The following is an 18,131-nucleotide window of genomic DNA, read 5'->3' as shown; positions in this document are numbered from 1 at the left end:
TTTAAAGTGTAATAAAGTTAACGCTTACCCTTAGAATAAAATGTAACTTATGTCACATAACACACTAAAAACTAAAATAATACAACCAAAAGTGTAACAAATAGATTCGTCCAACGTTCTAATAGTCAATCATCAATCAAAACAATCATCATGTTAAATCGATTTTTCATCATCTGTTCGGGTGCCGATACAGACATTTTAAAAAACTGTACTGTTGGAGAGCAAAACAAATACGCTGGTATTGGCGCCACGGTTTTTTTTACGGCCTTAATGGCATTTATTGCCTCTAGTTATGCCCTCTATACCGTTTTCAACAATCTCTATACCTCAGTTTTTTTCGGTTTTATTTGGGGGCTACTTATTTTTAATTTAGACCGTTATATTGTTTCAACCATAAAAAAGACGGGAAATATAGTTAACGAACTTGCTCAAGCCACACCACGACTCATATTGGCAACAATTATCGCCATGGTTATATCGAAACCCTTAGAGCTTAAAATTTTTGAAAAGGAAATCAACCAAGTGCTTTTAGAACAAAAAAACAATCTCGCACTGGCAAACAAAACCCAAATAGCAAAGCAATTTAATCCTGAAATAGAAGCTCTAAAAAAAGAAGTTAACAGTTTACAGCAACAGATTAAAATTAAAGAAGCAGAAGTTAACAACCTTTACGATATTTATATAGCCGAAGCGGAAGGAACGGCAGGTACAAAACTTTTGGGCAAAGGCCCTGTTTATAAAGAAAAGCGAGAAAAGCACGATGCAGCTTTAGCCGAACTTAATCGTTTAAAAGCCGAAAACGGTTCAAAAATTATGGCAATCGAATCACAAATCACTCAAATTAAAGCCCACTATAACACCAAAGTTTCGGACACACAGCCAATCATCAATAATTTTGACGGTTTAATGGCACGTGTCGATGCTTTAGGTGAATTGTCTTGGTTTCCTTCATTGTTTATTTTTTTGCTATTTCTGGCCGTTGAAACGACTCCAGTTTTCGCAAAATTACTATCCCCAAAAGGAACTTATGATTACAAATTAGAAGATATTGAAGATGCTGCAAAGAACAGCCTGGCTAAAAACAAGAACCAACGGGCAGCTCTATTAAAAACCGACATATTGGTTAACGACAAAGTTTACACAGACATCGCTCAAGAAAACGAATTATACACTTACAAGCGAAAAAAAGTAAGGGAGCTCATGCAATTGCAGGCAGATGCCTTTTACAACAAGCAAAAAAGTGTATTGTAAATTTAAGCCGCTGTTTCGGTTTGGAAGTGGTCGTAAAGCTCTTTGCAACCAAACCCCACGATAGAAAACCTTTTGTTTTTCATCAAAGCTTCGTTGTGCAATTTAGAAATGGCTTCAATACCAAATTTATCCATACTTTCAATTTCTTGAACGCTAATGGTTACAGTCTTTGCCCTATCGAAAACATTTTTAAATTCCTTATTAAACAAGTTAATGTTGCTTTTGTTGAGTGTCCCTTTAATTTTGTAGAAATTGTTACAATTCGTAATTTTTAAATCCATAATGCATGAGTTTTAACGGTTAAATACTTTGAACTTGAGGGAGAACAAACTTCTGTCAATAAAGATATAAAAACACAAGCCTATTTGTAAAATTTTTTCGACAAATAGATTTCTGCTCAGGACAAAAACAATATACCTGCAAATTTGATCGGTGAGTAGCGTATGTTAATAGCCAGATTTTGCTAATTTTACTCTTTTTAAAATTAAAAGGTTCAAACCCTATAAACCATTCTAAATGAAAAAACTGGTTATATTTTTATTGTTGCTTTGTGCTTTTAATAGCTTTTCACAAACATCAGTTGAAGACGACGTTAAGGCCATAAACAAAGTTTTAAAAAAGCAACGCCTGGCGTGGTCTAAAAATAATTTAGAAGAATTTATGGAAGCCTATTGGAAGAGTGATTCCCTTAAATTTTATAGCTCGCATGGCGTAATTAATGGATGGCACAACACCTTAGAGCGTTACCAAAAAGCCTACCCAACTGAAGCACATACCGGAAAATTAAGCTATAAAATCAACGATGTCACCAAAATTAGTGATGGCGCCTACTATGTATTGGGCGAATACCATATTAAGCGCGAGGTTGGTAATGCAGATGGCATCTTCATGGTAGTGTTTAAAAACATTAATGGTAAATGGAAGGTAATTGCAAACACTTCTATGTAAAAACAAACATATTTCTACACTTAAAATTTCAACACACAACAATGAAGTACAGCCAGAAGGTTATCATCATGGTCATCTTAGCTTTAATAACCATTTTTGGTCTAATAACCGGAAGGTACTTGTTTCTTGTTTTTATGTTCCCGTTAGGGTTTAACTGGTTTAAAAAGAAAGATAACGATTAAGTTTTCTTAACGTATTGCGTTATTATTACAATATTTTGTTTGTCAACCTTACCTTCAATATAATTGGCATTTTCATGATCTAAACGAATATTCCTAACTGGCGTTCCTTGTTTGGCAACCATGCTCGACCCTTTTACTTTCAAGTCTTTTACCAATACCACATTATCGCCATTTTGTAAAATAACGCCGTTTGCATCGCGGTGAACAATTTTTTCACTTTCATCTTTATGCTCACCAGTTGCTCTCGCTAAAACTAAAGCGTCATCATCAAGATACATCATATCCAACAAATCTTGAGGCCAGCCCTCGCTACGCAACCGTTGTAACATTCTCCAAGCCATAATTTGCACGGCCACATGTTCGCTCCACATACTATCATTCAAGCAACGCCAATGGTTAGCATCCATTTCGTTATCGCCATTTATTTGGTCTAAACATGTTTTACAGACCAGTACATCATTAGCCACATTTTCATTTAATGATGGTGGAATGGTATACTGGTTTAAATCTTTATTTGAACCGCATAATTCGCAGCTATTGTTGCTTCTATCCTTAAGGGTTTGCAGAACGCTCATTAATATACTTTTTGATGGTGCAATAATACGCTTAAATAGCCATGCTCACAAGTTATGTGTCTTTCAAAAACACAAAAGGACATCTTTTAAAGATATCCTTTTGGTCCAAATTTTACACATGATATTAAGTTAAAACCTAACTGGGACGTAAAGATAATCACCATGGTGACCAAAATACTTATTGTAAGCTTTACGTTCGTCCTCTGTTAATGCTTCTTTTATTAATTCTTGATATCTATTAAACATCTTCTCTAAGTCGCACATAGAATCTACATAAACAACTTCATTAAAATCCCTTCTGTCGGAACCCCAAGCATGTCTTTCAGGGTAATACGCCTTAACATATTCATTCTTACTTATAACATTTTCAAATACTTTTTTTTGCAGTGCCTCCCATTCTTCCATATTACCGTCTTCAGGAAATGCCATTTTATTTTGGCGTACATATAAAATCATATCTTCCGTCACCCCACCTTCTAAAGGTTTGGCTCCGGGCATGGTGGCAAAAATTTCATCGGAATGAAAAGTTGAATAGACAGAATTTCTCTTTTTAAGAAAAGCTTCACGAGCTTCTTTGTCTGGCCAAGCTTCTTTTTCAAGCTCTGCATTTCTTGCCGAGGCCTTATCAATCGCATCCCAACTTGGGTAAGTTTGAGCATATATAACTTCGTTACTGTTTTCTGTAAAAAGATGTCTAAAATAACCTGACCACGTAATAAATTCATTCTTTTTGATCACTTTTTCCATATATTCCTTTTCAACGGCCCTCCATTCCTCTGGAGTGCCTTTGTAATCCTCACTCCAATAGGTAGTGGTTACCGAAATATACATTGGCCTTTTTGAATCGTCTTGAGCAAAGGAAACAGGACTGCTTAAGCACAAAAGCATAGTGATCAATACCGTAAATAATTGTTTGATTTTTTTCATAATCTGAAAGAGTTAATATATTGGTTAATTAATTAAATTATTAAGACTAAGGGTAATATGTCTAGGATAAAAAGCTAAATATTGAGAGCTACCTAAATTTACATTAAAAAAGGATGTAGAAACATCCTTTTTTAATGATATATTGTTATTTAGATAGTCCATGAACCCATTTGTACATATAATCACCATGTACACCTGTGAAATACTTGTTCCATTTCTTTCCTCCCTCCTTACGGGCTTCTTCGTCTGGCCAAGCCTCTTCCATTAGCTCTTGGTTTCTATCGTACATCTTGTCTAAATCGGCCCAAGATTCTATAAAGAATGCTTCCAAATTCTCTGTTCTATCGGAACCCCAAGCATGCACGTGTGGATAGTACGCTTTTATATATTCATTTTTATTGATAATTTTTTCTATAAATTCTTTTCTCATTTCCATAAATTCCTCCTGCGAACCATCTTCTGGGAAAGCAAAATGGGTTTTTCTTACGTAACACAACATGTCTTTTTCAGGCGTCTCTTTCATAAGTTTTGCTCCAGGAAGTGGCGCATAAATCTCATCGGAATGTTCATTTGCGTAATAGGAGAAGCGCTTGTCCATAAAAGCTTTTCTGGCTTCATCATCTGGCCAGGCTTCTTTAGCCAACTCGGCATTTCTTTCGGCAAACTTACCCATATCGTCCCATGATGCAAAGGTTTGCACATAAATCAATTCGGTGTTATCTGGAGTAAATTCATGCAAGTAAGTCGATGCGCCAAGAATGTATTCATTCTTTTTAACTACTTTGTCAATAAACTCCTTTTCAACAGCTTTCCACTCATCCATACTAAAGTCTTCCTTGTCCATATTCCAGTGCATGGTGGTGACAGCAATAAAAGCAGGTGTTTTGTGTGATTCTTCTTGGGCGAAATTAACTGTTGGTGTAATCAACAATAGCACAAATACTATTGCTAATAATAATTGATTGGTTGTTTTCATAATCTGTTAAAAATTAAAGTTAATAAATGTGTTATTAGGTACTTTAAGATTTAAGGGCTTTGATTATGCCATAAATAATTAGGGATTGAGAGATGCTTAAATATACAACAAAAAAACTATTGATAATTAGATGGTTAAGTTTTTTTTTGTTAATTAAGTGTATCGCGAAGCCTTTTAGGCAATCCATTTAAAACCATTTCATAAGAATGGTCAATTAAGTTTTTTATCAGTTTTGGCTGAAGTTCACCTTCATGAAGATAGAGCGTGTTCCAATGTTTTTTGTTCATATGGTATCCCGGACGAATGCTGCCATATTCAGCACGAAGTTCTTCAGAATATTCAGGGTCTGCTTTTAAATTAATAGCAGCTTCACCCCGCTCCCACCATTTTAAGGAGACCAACGCAAACATTTTGTCCTGTACCTTAAATACCAGTGTATCTTGGTCAAAAGGAAAATCCTCAACGGCACCTTTTTTACTGAGGCAGTATGCTCTTATTTGCTCTATATTCAATTTAATTTCTTTTGGTCTTTGCCTGGCAACTCTAATACTGAATAATCTAATTTCCAGCCAATAGTCTCCACAATGGTTTCTATTAACGAAATTGTCTCTAAAACCTCTTGCTGGGCCACTTGAATCAAACCACTTTCTGGAATTTTGTCCTGAATATGAATTTTGGCTTCGTTGTGTAACCCTGTTAAATCTGCAGCTTCAAACTTATTAAAAAAGCCATCAGACTTGTCGTAATAATTTAAATTCGTTTCGATGGAAAGCACTTCAGGCTGCGGAAAGTGCCCAATTATAATTTTCTTGTTTTCGGTATCGGCGGTTAAATCTATTTTAGATAAATCGTAACCCACATGTGCTTTGGCATTTATCACTACAAGTGCTTTTTTTCGACTTGAAACCAATCTTAAAAAACGTTCTTTTACATCTTCATAATGGTAAATTTCGGCAAAATCACCCTCAACAGTAATAAATTTACAAACCCGTTTTATTTTGTCTAAAAGTATTGTTGATTGTGCTTTTACCAATTGTTTTTTCTTGATGGATTTTACATAGGTTACTATACCTAAACACACCAAAGCGCCAATTATAATTCCTAAAAATGTTTCCATGATTACTTATGTCCTATTTGCCCTAAATGCGTATGCTTAAAATTACTATAAAACTTTAAACCATAATTAAAAACCCTATCGAAACTGGCATGGGCAAATAAAATCGTTCCTATTAATTTTAATATATCGTTTTTAAAAAATATTCCTAAAAAGTAAACCGCGATAGCTATACCTTTGTGATGAAAAAAGTTATACGTAATAGCGCCTATTTTAGCATTTGCAAAATAGCCCAACATACCAATATCGGGTGTTAAAAATAAAGCTAAAAACAACCACCAACTAAAATTCAATTCACTAAAAAGATATACCCCAAAAAGAAACATAAAAAGTTCTTCCAATTTTAAAGATGCTCTCATTCTTTACGGTATTATTTGATACAAAATAGGCTTGCTTGGTGTGGCATCATTTTCAAATGGGGCTATTTGTAAGTTTAAAAAATATTTTCCGTCCTTTACTTTGTTTGGCACATAGATAAGCTCTGTAATGGTAGCATCTAAACGGGTTTTTCCTTTGGTATTCCAAAAAGCATTATGTGCCAAAAGTTGGCAATCATCTTTTTCCTTGTCTACACTTGGCAAATCTATCAACAAGTGTTTTATACCTTTTTTACGCAAATAAACCGCTGCATCCTCTAGCAAATAAGTGGGATTGGTATGCGAGTATTGCCTCGATTTTTTTGATTCTGTATTAGGCATGGTGCGTATCACTACAGCGTCGCGCTTTTTATTTCCCAAAGCAAAACTAATTTGTTTTTTAGAAATCACGGCATCACCATTAAGTTGCTCGGGAGCTACCGTAATAACTTCTGCCAAAAAGAAAAACTGTTTTAAATGATGATTTATAGAATACACTTTCTCAGCAATATGGCCAACACACTCGGTATGTGTGCCATGGCCATGCGGATTGAATATAATATTGTTAAAATTTATACAGGAGCCATTTTTTACGCTGGCAATCCAATCGCCATCTTTTACAGGCTCTATTTTTGGTGCATCAACATACCATGCGGTTACATTATCTTTTGAAGCCCTAATGGGTATAGAAATATCAAGTGGTTTGCTTAAATCTATTTGTAATTTTCTAGAGTTGTATTGTACGGTTGCTATCAAGGTAAATTTATTTTAAAAAGGCTGGAGGCGATGCCGTCGCTTAAAAACTTGCCTTTTAGGGTGGTTAATAGTTTGTTATCTTCAATATACAATAAATCTTCATTAATGTAAATCTCAGCCTGTTTTAATAAATATTTTTTATAGTTTTCTCCAAATTCATCTTCCACTTTTTTTATTGAAACGCCCCAAATAGTTCTCAAACCCGTCATAATATATTCGTTGTATTTATCGGTTAGCGATAGGGTTTCTGTTTCCATTGGCAGCACGTTTTCTTGAATACTTTTAATGTACTTTGAATTGTTTCGCACATTCCAACTTCTATTTTTTCCATCAAACGAATGTGCCGAAGGCCCAATGCCCAAATACCTTATGCCTTGCCAATAGGCCGAATTGTTTTTACTGAAATAGTTGGGTTTACCAAAATTTGATAGTTCGTAATGCACAAAACCTGTTTGTTCTAATTTTTCAACCAGAATATCGAATTGTTGCTGAGCTAAATCGTCATCCACATTTTCAATGATGCCTTTTTTAATAAACGACTCTAAAGCCGTTTTGGGTTCTACTGTTAAGGCATAGCAGGATATATGTGGGATACCAAAAGCCAAAGCGGTTTCTATATTTTCAATCCATTCGGCATGGCTCAACCCAGGAATACCGTAAATTAAATCGATGGAAATATTATCAAAATATTGGGTCGCTTCCTTGAGACACGCTTTTGCTTCTTTAGTATTATGTGCACGGTTCATTAATTTTAAATCACGCTGAAAAAACGATTGAATGCCAATGCTAAGCCTGTTAATTGGTGTATTTGATAATTCTTTAATTCGTTGGTTCGACAAGTCGTCGGGGTTAGCCTCTAAAGTAATCTCCGGATTTTCGCAAACTTTAAAGTTTTTATAAATCGCTTCTATCAACAACCCTAGTTCTCCGTTGGATAATAAAGACGGCGTGCCACCACCAAAATATATGGTTTTTACCGTTTGTTTTTTGAGTTCATCCTTTCGCAAAAGCAATTCTTTCACTAAACACTCAAGGAGCTCCGTTTTCTTTTTTAGAGATGTTGAAAAATGAAAATCGCAATAATAACAGGCCTGTTTGCAAAATGGAATATGAATGTAAATACCAGCCATTATTTTTTAACCCGATCTTCGTTCTGTTTTACAAAAGCACTCCAACCCGAGTAACTTTTACCAACCTCAACCCGACCGGAATTATAGAAATGGCATACCGCTGCCGCAAGACCATCGGTAGCATCTAAGTTTTTCGGTAAGGTTTTTAATCCCAAAGTGCTCTGAAGCATTTTAGCCACTTGCTCTTTGCTAGCATTACCGTTGCCCGTAATGGCCATTTTAATCTTTTTGGGCAAATATTCGGTTATTGGTATTTCACGGCTAAGGCCAGCAGCCATGGCGACACCTTGCGCACGCCCAAGTTTGAGCATACTTTGCACGTTTTTGCCAAAAAACGGCGCCTCAATGGCTATTTCATCTGGATTGTGCGTATCTATCAATTCGATAGTGCGTTCAAAAATCAACTTCAATTTAAGGTAATGGTCACTGTACTTTTTTAAATCGAGCTCATTCAACTGCATAAAATGCATGGTTTTCCCTACCACTTTTATGAGTCCGAAGCCCATAATGGTCGTTCCTGGGTCTATTCCTAAAATAATGCGTTCTTTCATGGATAACATTTACAACCTCTGCCCAACGCGTATGAAACCCCAAAGGTTAGGTATATTAAATCGTCGTTAAACGAAAAACCATCAACGTTAATATCATATTTATTTTCATTGGAAAACGAATAAACCAATGCTAAATCTGACATGACGGATAAATTTCTTGATACTTTATAATGAATTTCGGCTCCCAAAATGGCATTTAAAAACCGATAATCATTTTCTGAAAACTCTCCCGAAGGATTTGAAAAACTGTAACCGGGCCCACCATGCAAAACAGTACCAACCTCTTCTGGTAAAAACCGTAACAGCGAACTAAAATCGTAAGCCAATTGTGCATTAACACGGCTATAATTTAATTCAAACTCCTGAGAATCTAGACCACTGGAGGATCGGTTGAAACCATAATCCAGTTTAACACCCAAATTTTCGAGAAGCATATACTGCACGCCTAAATTTATTGTTGGAAAATTAAGGTAATAGGTATAATATCCTGGACTTTTCTCGTCGCTCTCAATAGGATCGTTTATTCCTATTGCCAATTGCAACTTCCATTTATCGTAACTTTGAGCCCTTGCAAATGACGTTATTAATATAAAAATCCAGAAAAAGGTTTTAAGTTTTTTACCGATAAAATTTGAGGACATATATCATAATAATTTATTTTGCTGCAAAATCCATAATGCTTTTGCTACAACCTTACAAAGCTAAACAATTCTTTTTTGTGCTCATTAAATTAAGCATTGTAGGCGCTGCATTTTATTTTGTTTATAGAAAATTAACGAATAATAGCGCATTAAAATTTTCCGATTTTAGCGATTTTGTTTTAAAAAAAGACATTTTTTCGTTAAAAACCATCATTTTTTTGGCTTTTTTAAGCACTTTAAACTGGTTTTTCGAAATTTTAAAGTGGAAAATTTTAATAAACCCCATAAAAACAACAAAATTAAAAGCGGCGACCGAACAAATTTTGGGCTCGTTAACAGCATCGCTATTTACGCCCAACCGCATAGGCGAATATGGAGCCAAAGCCCTTTATTTCGTGCAAGAAAATCGTAAGAAAGCCGTATTGATAAACGTCATAGGCAACCTTTTACAAATGGCCGTAACGGTTTGCTTTGGTTGTTTGGGCCTTTTATTTTTTATCAAAATCTACCAACCCAATATCGAATACCAAAAGTTCCATCTGTTTTTAATTATTGCTTTGGCTGTTATCATTTTAATTGGCTTAGCCATTGCTAAGAGCAGCTTCGCCATCAAATGGTTTTCTTTTATTAAAATTAGGGCATTTCTTAAAAGCTATCCCAAAAACAGGTTGGCGTTAGGGATGTTGCTTTCCTTTTTGCGCTACGCCATTTTTTCGTTTCAGTTTTTCTTTTTGTTACAATTATTAAATATTCAACTCCGTTATTTTGAGGCTATGGTTATCATTTCAACCCTGTATTTTTTAGCTTCGGTTATTCCTTCCATTTTTATATTCGACGTTGTGGTAAAAGGCGGTGTGGCCATTTATCTTTTTACTTTTGCCAAGGTTGATAGCCTTGCCATATTAAGTATTGTTACCTTAATGTGGATTTTAAATTTTGTATTCCCCAGCATAGTGGGCAGTTATTTTATATTGAAATTTCAACCTAAAACCAACCCTATTGCATCATGACGCTAACCTTTATTATAATAACCCTTTTGTACCTCATACTCATTGGCCGTTTTATTTATGGGTTCGATAAAGTCGTTATTTTTAGTTTGCAGGACCTCCCTCCTAAAACGTATTTTTCGGTTATTATCCCGTTTAGAAATGAAGCCGATAATTTACCGGACTTGTTAAAATCAATTAAAACCCTAAATTACCCAAAAGAAAAATTTGAAATTATTTTAGTTGACGATGATTCGGAAGACCATTCCGTTGCAACCATCAAAAAGCATCTTTCAAAATCTAAAATCCAGCACTTTATAATCAAAAATCAAAGACACACTAATTCACCAAAAAAAGACGCCATTGCCGCGGCTGTTAATGCGGCTAAAAACAAATGGATTATCACAACTGATGCCGATTGTGTTTTACCCAAGTTTTGGTTGGATAGTTTTGATGAGTTTATCCAAAAAAACGATACGGTTTGCATTGCCGGCCCTGTAACTTACATTGAAGACAACTCGTTTTTAAACCGCTTCCAAGTATTGGATTTGCTCAGTTTACAAGGTAGTACTATTGGCAGTTTTGGCATAAAAACCCCTTTCTTGTGCAACGGTGCCAATTTTGCTTATACAAAGGCGACATACTCAACACTAAACGGTTTTGAGGGCAACACAAACATTGCCAGTGGCGACGACATTTTTATACTCGAAAAAGTAGCCAAAACACATCGAAAAAAACTGCATTATTTAAAATGTGAGCATGTCATTGTTAAAACAAAAGCGCAACCGTCATGGAAAGCATTAATAAATCAACGTGTGCGATGGGCGGCAAAAACAAGTAATTACCATAATGCCTTTGGAAAGTTAACCGGCCTTTTGGTTTTTTTGATGAACACAGCGATTATTTTAGGAATTTTCCTTTCGTTTTTCGATGTATTTAAACCCAAAACATGGGTTTATATTTTGGTTATTAAAGCTAACATCGATTTCTATTTAATCTATAAAACTGCATCGTTCTTCGACCAAAAAAAGGCGCTCAAAAGCTTTATTTTTAGCTTTCTTAGCTATCCTTTTTTTAGCGTTTATGTGGCTTTAATTTCAATATTTTCAAGCTACAAATGGAAAGGCCGTTCTTTTAAAAAATAACTTAATTTACACTAATAATTATTGGCAGTTTAAATTCGGTAGTCACTTGCTGTCCGCGCTTTAGGGCCGGAAATATTTCTGGTAAGGAATCTAAACTTTTTTCAAGAAGGGTTTTTATTTCAGGGATTTCATACTCGGTTATCGAGTCTGCTTCAACTTGAATCAACACCAAATCGCCACGCTTAGACACTTGAAATTGGAGCATCACGGTATCTTGAACGTCTTGCCCAACAACAACCACCTCTTTTTTTAAGAAATTAGCAATATGATTGGTTAAGGTGTATTGAAAACATACTTTACGTTCGGTTTTTGAAATTGACGATTCGCAAGCTTGAAAGCTCGGGTATTCGTCCACATCGTTCCAATTGAAGGTTTGCAGTTCTTCGTTTAAAATGGCTTCGGAAGATGTTTTTTTTACATTGAAATACTCGCAGGAAAAAAGCATCAAGGAAAATATAAAAACACAAGTAAACCTCATAAATTACAACTGAAACCGAAAAGTACAATTTTTTTGAATTTTAATTGTATGAAAACAGAAAAACCGAAGCTAAAAAACTTCGGCTTCTAAAGATTAACTTGATTTTAATAAAGAATTTCTTGAAACCAACTATCCCTTGGGCAAGCCACAGGGGTATGTCGCTGGTTCCATTTTGAGCTTAGGGTCAAAAACCGAAATTCTATTATTTAGATTCCCGTTTTCACGGGAATGACAATTTCAGCGGTAACCCCGATGCAAGCATGCGGATAATTCTTTTCGATTAAAATCTATTCGGGCATTTCAAAAATTATGGGAAGCGAATACAGTACGTTTACATTCTTACCTTCCTGTTTTCCCGGTGCCATTCTAGGCAATTCTTTAATCACCCTTATGGCTTCGTTTTCCAATTCTATATGCGATCCCCTTGCAGCAATTTCATCTTCAACCACAACTCCAGACTGATCAATTTTAAACTTAACCACAATGCGCTGCCTTCCCGTTAAATCTAAATCTTTTCCCAAATCTGTATTAAATTTTTTGGCCACAAATTCATTAATTTTTTCAGAAATACATTTTTTTCGTTCCTCATTGGTTTGCAAATCTTCACAGCCCGGAAAAACGGGAGGTTGTTCTATTATAGAAAATGGAACATTCCCTTCAATATTTTTATGTTTTGGCTCCGGCATTTTGTTTGAATTGGTTTGTTGCTGACTTTTAAAGATGAAAAAATCTGGGTTGGATGCTTTTCTATATATTTTTTTAGCTTCATCCGTGTTTTTCCATTCTAAATATTCTTCGTATGTTTTGTTAAATAAATCACGTGAATTTTGGGCGATATATGGATTATCTTTCAATTCTATATTTAGCAAAATACGCATTCTATAAAATTCTTCTTTTGTACATTTCTCAATGTTCACTTTACGATGAAATGCCTTGAACACTTCTCCTTTATCTGCACCAGAATTTTTAATATTGGTATACTCTGACATTAACTCTTTTATTAAAGCATCATCAGATGAACTATTTACTTTGGTTTCTTCTTGATTATGACAGGAAGTATAAACCAACATCCCTAATACGAGAGGAATTAGAAGCACATACTTCAATAAATTAAACTGTTTTGATTTTGATTTTTGTAACATAACGATTCGTTTTTTGATTAATGATTGTTTATAAAATGGATTGATGAATGATATATTTTTGGTGTCGAAAACCTGTGACAATAGGTTTTGGTAGTATTCGGTTTTATTCTGTTTTACGGCATGGGCATCGGCAATAAATTCGTGGAGTTCAACCATTCTATTTTGATAGATATAGACCAACGGATTAAACCAAAATGGGACTCTAAGCAATTCAAAAAACAATAAGTCTAAGGTGTGGTTTTGTTTTACATGTACCATTTCGTGTTTTAAAATGGAGGCTTTCTGGTTGGCTTTAATGTGATCGCCCAAAAACACACACCTAAAAAAAGAAAATGCGGCACTGCTATTTATCAAACTTACGATTAACAAATCCCCCTTTTTTACTTTTGGATTTTTATAGAGTAAAGCTAATAATTTAGCCATCTTAAAAATGAAAAACACCAAGGCCAAAGCCATACCCAAATAGAAAAGGAAATTCCAGCTCCAAAAATGGGGCGATGAAACGACTACGGGTTCCAGCTGAATCACTTGACCTTCTGCTTGTGCTACACCTTCACCAACAAGAATTTCTGGTAATGTAAAAATGAATTCCTGCGAAATCATGTTCTTAAACTGTTCTATTTCAACAAGGGGAATAAGTAACGACAATAGAGGTGTTGCCAACAAATAAGCACGATTACAATTAAAAAAAGTTTCCTTTCTTAAAAAAAGGTCGTAAACCAATAAAAAGAAGGCTTGAAAAGCTATGGTTTGTAAAATATAATGTAACATCACTTTCCGCTTTTATTGATTTCGTTTAACACCGACTCAAGGTCTGTAATATCCATATCGTTTTTCTTTACAAAAAAGGACACCATACTTTTAAACGACCCCTGAAAATAATTATCGACCAACTGGTTTATAGACTGGTTGCTATAATCTTGCTTGGCCACCACCGGAAAATAAATATGTCCCTTACCCTGCTTTTCGTAATCTACAAAACCTTTGTTTTCTAAAATTCGTACAATTGTAGAAACCGTGTTATAGGCTGGTTTTGGGTCATCAAACTCTTTTATAATGGCTTTTACATTTGCTTTTTTTAACCGCCAAAGTATTTGCATAATGTCTTCTTCTGCCTTAGTAAGTTGTTTCATTTTTTACCGTTTTTAATTTAAACTAAAGATTTAGCTCAACAAATATAACTAAATAATTAGTTTTAACTAATTTTTTAGTTTAAAAATGTAACGTTTGGCATAATTATTAGTCTTATTTAGCATAACACTTAAACATTTTCATGGATATTATTTTAATTATTATTGCTTTATTATTAATGATTTTGGGCATTTTGGGAAGTTTTTTACCTGTTCTGCCCGGTCCCTTAACTAGTTGGGCAGGGTTGTTGGTGATTCACTTTACAAACACCATACCCATGGACAAACCTTTTTTGATCATTACTTTTTTAGTGGCCCTGCTAATTTGGCTGTTAGATTATTTTATTCCTGCGATATGCACCAAACGCTTTGGAGGCACCAGATACGGTATGATTGGAACCACCATAGGGCTTATTGTTGGCTTAATCGCCCCTATTCCAGGAGGAATCATTATTGGTCCCTTTGTTGGCGCCCTTATTGGAGAATTGATTAACAAAGCCGATTCGAGAACTGCCACTAAAGCCGCTATTGGGTCGTTTATTGGGTTTTTAACCTCAACGTTTATAAAATTTGTAGTGGCTGTTGTTTACCTAGGGCTTTTTGTTGGTATTATTTGGGATTACAAAAATGCTCTATTTTAATTTTAAAAAAGAAGAAGCCCTGTGGGTCTCTCACCTCCACAGGGCCTGTAAATTGCTATTATCAACATAAAAAATTGAGGGATTAATTAATTTTTGAAGTGTTGATGCTACAAATATAAATAATACAAATCTTTCCGAACTGTGGGAAACCCGTAACGGTTTTACGGGTATTTAATAAAACCTAGATTTTACGGCTGTTTTGGAAGCACGAAAAATTCGAGAAATCTTAGTTTTTTTTGGGTTGTAGGTCTAATTTTACACGAAACCTTTTTTTCTCGCTTCGTTTAACAAGGTTTCGTCCTGCCCATCGTTAACCTCAAAAATATCGCGGAGTTGTTTTTTGCGTTTTTCGATGGCACTTAAAGAAATATCGAGATGTGATGCCAGATTTTTTGTCTTTACACCCTGCGAAAGCAGATAAAGAATTTTTCTATTTTTATCATCAATTACAATATCGCTTGTTATGGTTTTTCGAATATGGCTATTGACCGTACCACTATAAAATGGTGGATTGTTAAGCACAGCCTGAAATGCACTGGCCAGTTCGCTCGATGTCAAATCACTTTTAATCAAAAAGCCTTCTGGATCTATTGTCTTTATGATATTATGTATTCTAAAAGACTCGTTGAACATGGTTAGAATAACAATCTTGGCTTCTGGCAAAACTTTTCGTGCATATTCGGCTAAATCTTCTCCCGAGCTCATGGAACCATCTGAAGAGGGTGGCAGGCTAATATCGAAAAACAGCATGCCATATGGGCGTTCGTTCTGCAACGATTGATCCATTAACTTTACTGCCTCATCACAGTTATTGGCGATATCAATCTCTAATTCTTGATTGTCTTTTTTGGTAAATAAAAGTGTGTTTTGATACCCTTCAATAATTATAGGGTGATCATCAACCATTAATATTTTAATTTTTTCAGTCATAATTTTGGCCTTAGTGGATTGGTGCCTCTATAATTACTGTTGTTCCCTCCTCTATTTCTGAGGTTATTTTAATTGTTCCGTTTATATCTTTTATTCTTGATTTGATGTTTTTTAAACCTATACCTGATTTTGCCTTATTTACATCAAACCCTGAACCATCATCTGAAATACTTAGGCAAAGTACATTATTTTTTAATTTAAAACTAATATTAACATGGGTTGCGTTGGCATGTTTGTAGATATTATGTAGCGTTTCCTGTATGATTCTATATATATGAATTTTCTTTTTATTGGACACAGCATCCCAATTGATATCGTCATCATGCATCAAATTGTACTTTAAACCGTAAGCCAAAGTCTGGGTTTCAACCAATGTTTTTATGATATCAATAAATCCGGAACCAGAAACAAAATCGGCATTCAATTCATGAGACACTTTCCTGATGTCACTTTCAATGGTTTTTAATTGCTCTATATAATGCCCCCTTGTTTTTATGGCTTCGGGGCTATTGTTCATGTTCAGGCTATCTAAACTTAGCCTAGTACCAAACAGCCTACCTAGCACACCGTCGTGCAACTCTTCTGAAATACGTTTCTTTTCAAGGGCTCTGGCTTCTTCAATACTTTCATTCTGAGACAGCATGAGGTTATAGATTTCCTCGTTGGTTTCTTGTTGTTTTTGAATAAACTGTAGTTCTTTATTTTTATTTCGTTGTGCAATCACCAAATACAAAAGAAAAGAGGCCAATATTACAACAACAGAGACAATTAACAACCAAGTACGCTCTTTGGCTATTTGCTTGTTTTCTTGTTCTATTTTATCCGTTTCATATTGAATTCTGGCAAATTTGTTTCTGGTAGCTCTTTCATTTTTTAATAAGCTATCGTTTAAATTAATATAAGCTTTTAAATGCTCTGCAGATTTTTCTCCCTCTTCAATTTTTGAAAGCAACAACAATGAGCTCAATAATTCATCATTATGAAAGTTTTCCGCGATATCTTTTGCCTTATAAGCATAATGCCTTGCAGTATTATTATCTTTTTTGTGATGGTAATACTCTGCCAAATGTTGATTAACACTAATCGAATTATAACTTCCTGGGTTTATACTATCTGAAACTTTAAGAGCCCTAAAAAACAAGTCTGGCAAATCAGTAAAGTCATTACTTAAAAATTTAGTATGCGCATAGTTATCCAACACCAAAGCATAAAAATCGGGTTTTATTTCAATTAATTTGTCATTATCTAAAATTTGACTGTAATATTCTAATGCTAAATTATAATCCCCAGATTTTTTATAAGAAAGGGCTAAATTGTTTTTGGAGAAATTCATAACTATTTTATTTTCTCCATTTAATTTTTCAATTAATTCAATCGATTTTTTGTAATAGGAAACTGATTCTTCATACTGTTCCAATTCACCAAAAACTAAACCCAAATTATTATATATACGCAATTTAGCCTCAACCACATCCTGAGTCTCTTTAAGAGGTTCAAGCAAAGTCATAGCTCTTACAGAAGTTAACTCACTGCCCGTAAGGTCTTTTTCATTTTTCTGAACAACCGCAATTCCATAAAGCGTTTTGGCTAATTTTAAATTATCTTTTTTAATTTTATAAAATTTCTCGGCTTTATGATAGTAGTAGTAGGCACTATCCCCTAAAAAACTGTACCTATAAACTTCACCCAAGGCATAATGAGCACCAGCTAAATCTGTTGAGTCTCGCAATTTTGAATTTAATATATTCCTATGAATAGAATCAATAATTGCCAAATTGTCTTCACTCTGCGCAGATACTGTAGAGAAAGCAAATAATAAGAGGATATTAACAATTAAAATTCTCAAGAAATAGAGTAATTGGATATTACTCAAATGTATTTATAATTTTTCAATTTGTATCAATAAAAAAACCTCTTTACAAAAAATAAAGAGGTTATATTATTTATCAGTGAACTTTTCTGTTACATGTCTACACCACCGCCAGTAATTGGTATATCAATCACATCTGGAGATTTCAACACATCATCTTCTGTTAAGTCTTGTTTTGTACATGATACTAATGACGCAAAAATTGCGGCTGCGATTAAAGTAATTTTTAGGGATTTCATATAAATTCGATTTTAAGGTTAATTTTTTCACCTTGTTTAAAACAAAAAATGGTTGGCAAAGACTCTAAAAAATCTTGCTAGAGGGAAAATGGATAATTAACTTAAAATCGAACGCACCTTTGCACATACGATTTTATAAATAAATTTTTGAGGGATTTTCAGA

At 34.5% G+C, this 18,131-nt stretch carries 22 protein-coding genes; 5 read left to right on the top strand and 17 right to left on the bottom strand.

Annotated elements, in window-relative coordinates; all coding sequences use genetic code 11:
• Positions 1-150 precede the first annotated feature (150 nt).
• On the top strand, positions 151-1,251 hold the full coding sequence (locus GSB9_02540) for a DUF4407 domain-containing protein (protein ID UKM65968.1): 1,101 nt from the start codon (positions 151-153) through the stop codon (positions 1,249-1,251).
• A gap of 2 nt (positions 1,252-1,253) precedes the next feature.
• Here GSB9_02540 and GSB9_02539 read toward each other — a convergent pair whose 3' ends face one another.
• On the bottom strand, positions 1,254-1,532 hold the full coding sequence (locus GSB9_02539) for a hypothetical protein (protein UKM65967.1): 279 nt from the start codon (positions 1,530-1,532) through the stop codon (positions 1,254-1,256).
• Between the two features lie 235 nt (positions 1,533-1,767).
• On the opposite strand from GSB9_02539, the gene GSB9_02538 reads away from it, so the two are divergent.
• Positions 1,768-2,199, top strand: coding sequence for a nuclear transport factor 2 family protein (locus GSB9_02538; GenBank protein ID UKM65966.1), 432 nt, complete (start codon positions 1,768-1,770; stop codon positions 2,197-2,199).
• Positions 2,200-2,377: 178 nt separating this feature from the next.
• Here GSB9_02538 and GSB9_02537 read toward each other — a convergent pair whose 3' ends face one another.
• From GSB9_02537 to GSB9_02528, 10 genes are all read right to left on the bottom strand, one after another.
• Positions 2,378-2,956, bottom strand: coding sequence for a PhnA domain-containing protein (locus tag GSB9_02537; GenBank protein UKM65965.1), 579 nt, complete (start codon positions 2,954-2,956; stop codon positions 2,378-2,380).
• A gap of 129 nt (positions 2,957-3,085) precedes the next feature.
• Positions 3,086-3,883, bottom strand: coding sequence for a hypothetical protein (locus GSB9_02536; GenBank protein UKM65964.1), 798 nt, complete (start codon positions 3,881-3,883; stop codon positions 3,086-3,088).
• A gap of 145 nt (positions 3,884-4,028) precedes the next feature.
• Complete coding sequence (locus tag GSB9_02535; protein ID UKM65963.1) at positions 4,029-4,859, bottom strand: hypothetical protein; 831 nt, start codon at positions 4,857-4,859, stop codon at positions 4,029-4,031.
• A gap of 149 nt (positions 4,860-5,008) precedes the next feature.
• Entirely contained in the window at positions 5,009-5,371 is a 363-nt protein-coding gene (locus GSB9_02534; GenBank protein UKM65962.1) for an MmcQ/YjbR family DNA-binding protein, read from the bottom strand.
• Complete coding sequence (locus tag GSB9_02533; protein UKM65961.1) at positions 5,368-5,976, bottom strand: DUF4230 domain-containing protein; 609 nt, start codon at positions 5,974-5,976, stop codon at positions 5,368-5,370. Before GSB9_02533 ends, GSB9_02534 begins: the two co-directional genes overlap by 4 nt.
• Positions 5,977-5,978: 2 nt before the next feature.
• Positions 5,979-6,332: a DUF4260 domain-containing protein gene (locus tag GSB9_02532; protein UKM65960.1), complete on the bottom strand. Its 354-nt coding sequence runs from the start codon at positions 6,330-6,332 to the stop codon at positions 5,979-5,981.
• 3 nt (positions 6,333-6,335) lie between these two features.
• On the bottom strand, positions 6,336-7,085 hold the full coding sequence (locus tag GSB9_02531; GenBank protein ID UKM65959.1) for a cyclase family protein: 750 nt from the start codon (positions 7,083-7,085) through the stop codon (positions 6,336-6,338).
• Complete coding sequence (gene hemW, locus GSB9_02530) at positions 7,082-8,215, bottom strand: radical SAM family heme chaperone HemW (GenBank protein UKM65958.1); 1,134 nt, start codon at positions 8,213-8,215, stop codon at positions 7,082-7,084. Before hemW ends, GSB9_02531 begins: the two co-directional genes overlap by 4 nt.
• Positions 8,215-8,775: a crossover junction endodeoxyribonuclease RuvC gene (gene ruvC, locus GSB9_02529; protein ID UKM65957.2), complete on the bottom strand. Its 561-nt coding sequence runs from the start codon at positions 8,773-8,775 to the stop codon at positions 8,215-8,217. Before ruvC ends, hemW begins: the two co-directional genes overlap by 1 nt.
• Entirely contained in the window at positions 8,763-9,407 is a 645-nt protein-coding gene (locus GSB9_02528; GenBank protein ID UKM65956.1) for a cell envelope biogenesis protein OmpA, read from the bottom strand. Before GSB9_02528 ends, ruvC begins: the two co-directional genes overlap by 13 nt.
• Before the next feature lie 35 nt (positions 9,408-9,442).
• Between GSB9_02528 and GSB9_02527 the strand changes: the two genes are divergently transcribed.
• The gene (locus GSB9_02527; protein ID UKM65955.1) at positions 9,443-10,417 is read left to right on the top strand and encodes a lysylphosphatidylglycerol synthase domain-containing protein; all 975 of its coding nucleotides are present in this window, start codon (positions 9,443-9,445) and stop codon (positions 10,415-10,417) included.
• Complete coding sequence (locus GSB9_02526; protein UKM65954.1) at positions 10,414-11,538, top strand: glycosyltransferase; 1,125 nt, start codon at positions 10,414-10,416, stop codon at positions 11,536-11,538. The genes GSB9_02527 and GSB9_02526 overlap by 4 nt, the downstream gene beginning before the upstream one ends.
• Before the next feature lies 1 nt (position 11,539).
• Here the strand turns inward: GSB9_02526 and GSB9_02525 are convergent, their stop codons facing one another.
• The 3 genes from GSB9_02525 to GSB9_02523 all read right to left on the bottom strand — a co-directional run bounded on the left by GSB9_02525 (position 11,540) and on the right by GSB9_02523 (position 14,291).
• Positions 11,540-11,983 carry a hypothetical protein gene (locus GSB9_02525; protein ID UKM65953.2) on the bottom strand — a complete coding sequence of 148 codons (444 nt, stop codon included), beginning with the start codon at positions 11,981-11,983 and terminating at the stop codon, positions 11,540-11,542.
• Positions 11,984-12,303: 320 nt separating this feature from the next.
• On the bottom strand, positions 12,304-13,929 hold the full coding sequence (locus GSB9_02524) for a M56 family metallopeptidase (GenBank protein UKM65952.1): 1,626 nt from the start codon (positions 13,927-13,929) through the stop codon (positions 12,304-12,306).
• A complete protein-coding gene (locus tag GSB9_02523) occupies positions 13,929-14,291 on the bottom strand; it encodes a BlaI/MecI/CopY family transcriptional regulator (protein ID UKM65951.1) in 363 nt (120 codons plus the stop codon). Before GSB9_02523 ends, GSB9_02524 begins: the two co-directional genes overlap by 1 nt.
• Positions 14,292-14,431: 140 nt before the next feature.
• On the opposite strand from GSB9_02523, the gene GSB9_02522 reads away from it, so the two are divergent.
• A complete protein-coding gene (locus tag GSB9_02522) occupies positions 14,432-14,929 on the top strand; it encodes a DUF456 domain-containing protein (GenBank protein UKM65950.1) in 498 nt (165 codons plus the stop codon).
• Between the two features lie 255 nt (positions 14,930-15,184).
• Here the strand turns inward: GSB9_02522 and GSB9_02521 are convergent, their stop codons facing one another.
• The 3 genes from GSB9_02521 to GSB9_02519 all read right to left on the bottom strand — a co-directional run bounded on the left by GSB9_02521 (position 15,185) and on the right by GSB9_02519 (position 17,968).
• Positions 15,185-15,859 (bottom strand): response regulator, encoded by a 675-nt coding sequence (locus GSB9_02521; GenBank protein ID UKM65949.1) that lies wholly within the window; start codon positions 15,857-15,859, stop codon positions 15,185-15,187.
• A gap of 10 nt (positions 15,860-15,869) precedes the next feature.
• Positions 15,870-17,588: a tetratricopeptide repeat protein gene (locus tag GSB9_02520; protein ID UKM65948.2), complete on the bottom strand. Its 1,719-nt coding sequence runs from the start codon at positions 17,586-17,588 to the stop codon at positions 15,870-15,872.
• A 233-nt stretch (positions 17,589-17,821) separates the two neighbouring features.
• Positions 17,822-17,968, bottom strand: coding sequence for a hypothetical protein (locus tag GSB9_02519; protein ID UKM65947.1), 147 nt, complete (start codon positions 17,966-17,968; stop codon positions 17,822-17,824).
• Between the last annotated feature and the right edge of the window lie 163 nt (positions 17,969-18,131).

It is taken from the genome of Flavobacteriaceae bacterium GSB9 (assembly GCA_022749295.1).
GTDB lineage: Bacteria > Bacteroidota > Bacteroidia > Flavobacteriales > Flavobacteriaceae > Flavisericum.
This window is presented reverse-complemented; position numbering and strand designations above follow the sequence as displayed.

What these genes read in the sequence shown, in the direction of transcription:
- GSB9_02522 (UKM65950.1), top strand. Translation starts at nt 14,432, where the DNA reads ATGGATATTATTTTAATTATTATTGCTTTATTATTAATGATTTTGGGC.
- hemW (UKM65958.1), bottom strand. Translation starts at nt 8,215, where the DNA reads ATGGCTGGTATTTACATTCATATTCCATTTTGCAAACAGGCCTGTTAT.
- GSB9_02527 (UKM65955.1), top strand. Translation starts at nt 9,443, where the DNA reads ATGCTTTTGCTACAACCTTACAAAGCTAAACAATTCTTTTTTGTGCTC.
- GSB9_02528 (UKM65956.1), bottom strand. Translation starts at nt 9,407, where the DNA reads ATGTCCTCAAATTTTATCGGTAAAAAACTTAAAACCTTTTTCTGGATT.
- GSB9_02524 (UKM65952.1), bottom strand. Translation starts at nt 13,929, where the DNA reads ATGTTACATTATATTTTACAAACCATAGCTTTTCAAGCCTTCTTTTTA.
- GSB9_02533 (UKM65961.1), bottom strand. Translation starts at nt 5,976, where the DNA reads ATGGAAACATTTTTAGGAATTATAATTGGCGCTTTGGTGTGTTTAGGT.
- GSB9_02521 (UKM65949.1), bottom strand. Translation starts at nt 15,859, where the DNA reads ATGACTGAAAAAATTAAAATATTAATGGTTGATGATCACCCTATAATT.
- GSB9_02537 (UKM65965.1), bottom strand. Translation starts at nt 2,956, where the DNA reads ATGAGCGTTCTGCAAACCCTTAAGGATAGAAGCAACAATAGCTGCGAA.
- GSB9_02539 (UKM65967.1), bottom strand. Translation starts at nt 1,532, where the DNA reads ATGGATTTAAAAATTACGAATTGTAACAATTTCTACAAAATTAAAGGG.
- GSB9_02536 (UKM65964.1), bottom strand. Translation starts at nt 3,883, where the DNA reads ATGAAAAAAATCAAACAATTATTTACGGTATTGATCACTATGCTTTTG.
- GSB9_02535 (UKM65963.1), bottom strand. Translation starts at nt 4,859, where the DNA reads ATGAAAACAACCAATCAATTATTATTAGCAATAGTATTTGTGCTATTG.
- ruvC (UKM65957.2), bottom strand. Translation starts at nt 8,775, where the DNA reads ATGTTATCCATGAAAGAACGCATTATTTTAGGAATAGACCCAGGAACG.
- GSB9_02525 (UKM65953.2), bottom strand. Translation starts at nt 11,983, where the DNA reads ATGCTTTTTTCCTGCGAGTATTTCAATGTAAAAAAAACATCTTCCGAA.
- GSB9_02523 (UKM65951.1), bottom strand. Translation starts at nt 14,291, where the DNA reads ATGAAACAACTTACTAAGGCAGAAGAAGACATTATGCAAATACTTTGG.
- GSB9_02519 (UKM65947.1), bottom strand. Translation starts at nt 17,968, where the DNA reads ATGAAATCCCTAAAAATTACTTTAATCGCAGCCGCAATTTTTGCGTCA.
- GSB9_02538 (UKM65966.1), top strand. Translation starts at nt 1,768, where the DNA reads ATGAAAAAACTGGTTATATTTTTATTGTTGCTTTGTGCTTTTAATAGC.
- GSB9_02526 (UKM65954.1), top strand. Translation starts at nt 10,414, where the DNA reads ATGACGCTAACCTTTATTATAATAACCCTTTTGTACCTCATACTCATT.
- GSB9_02540 (UKM65968.1), top strand. Translation starts at nt 151, where the DNA reads ATGTTAAATCGATTTTTCATCATCTGTTCGGGTGCCGATACAGACATT.
- GSB9_02532 (UKM65960.1), bottom strand. Translation starts at nt 6,332, where the DNA reads ATGAGAGCATCTTTAAAATTGGAAGAACTTTTTATGTTTCTTTTTGGG.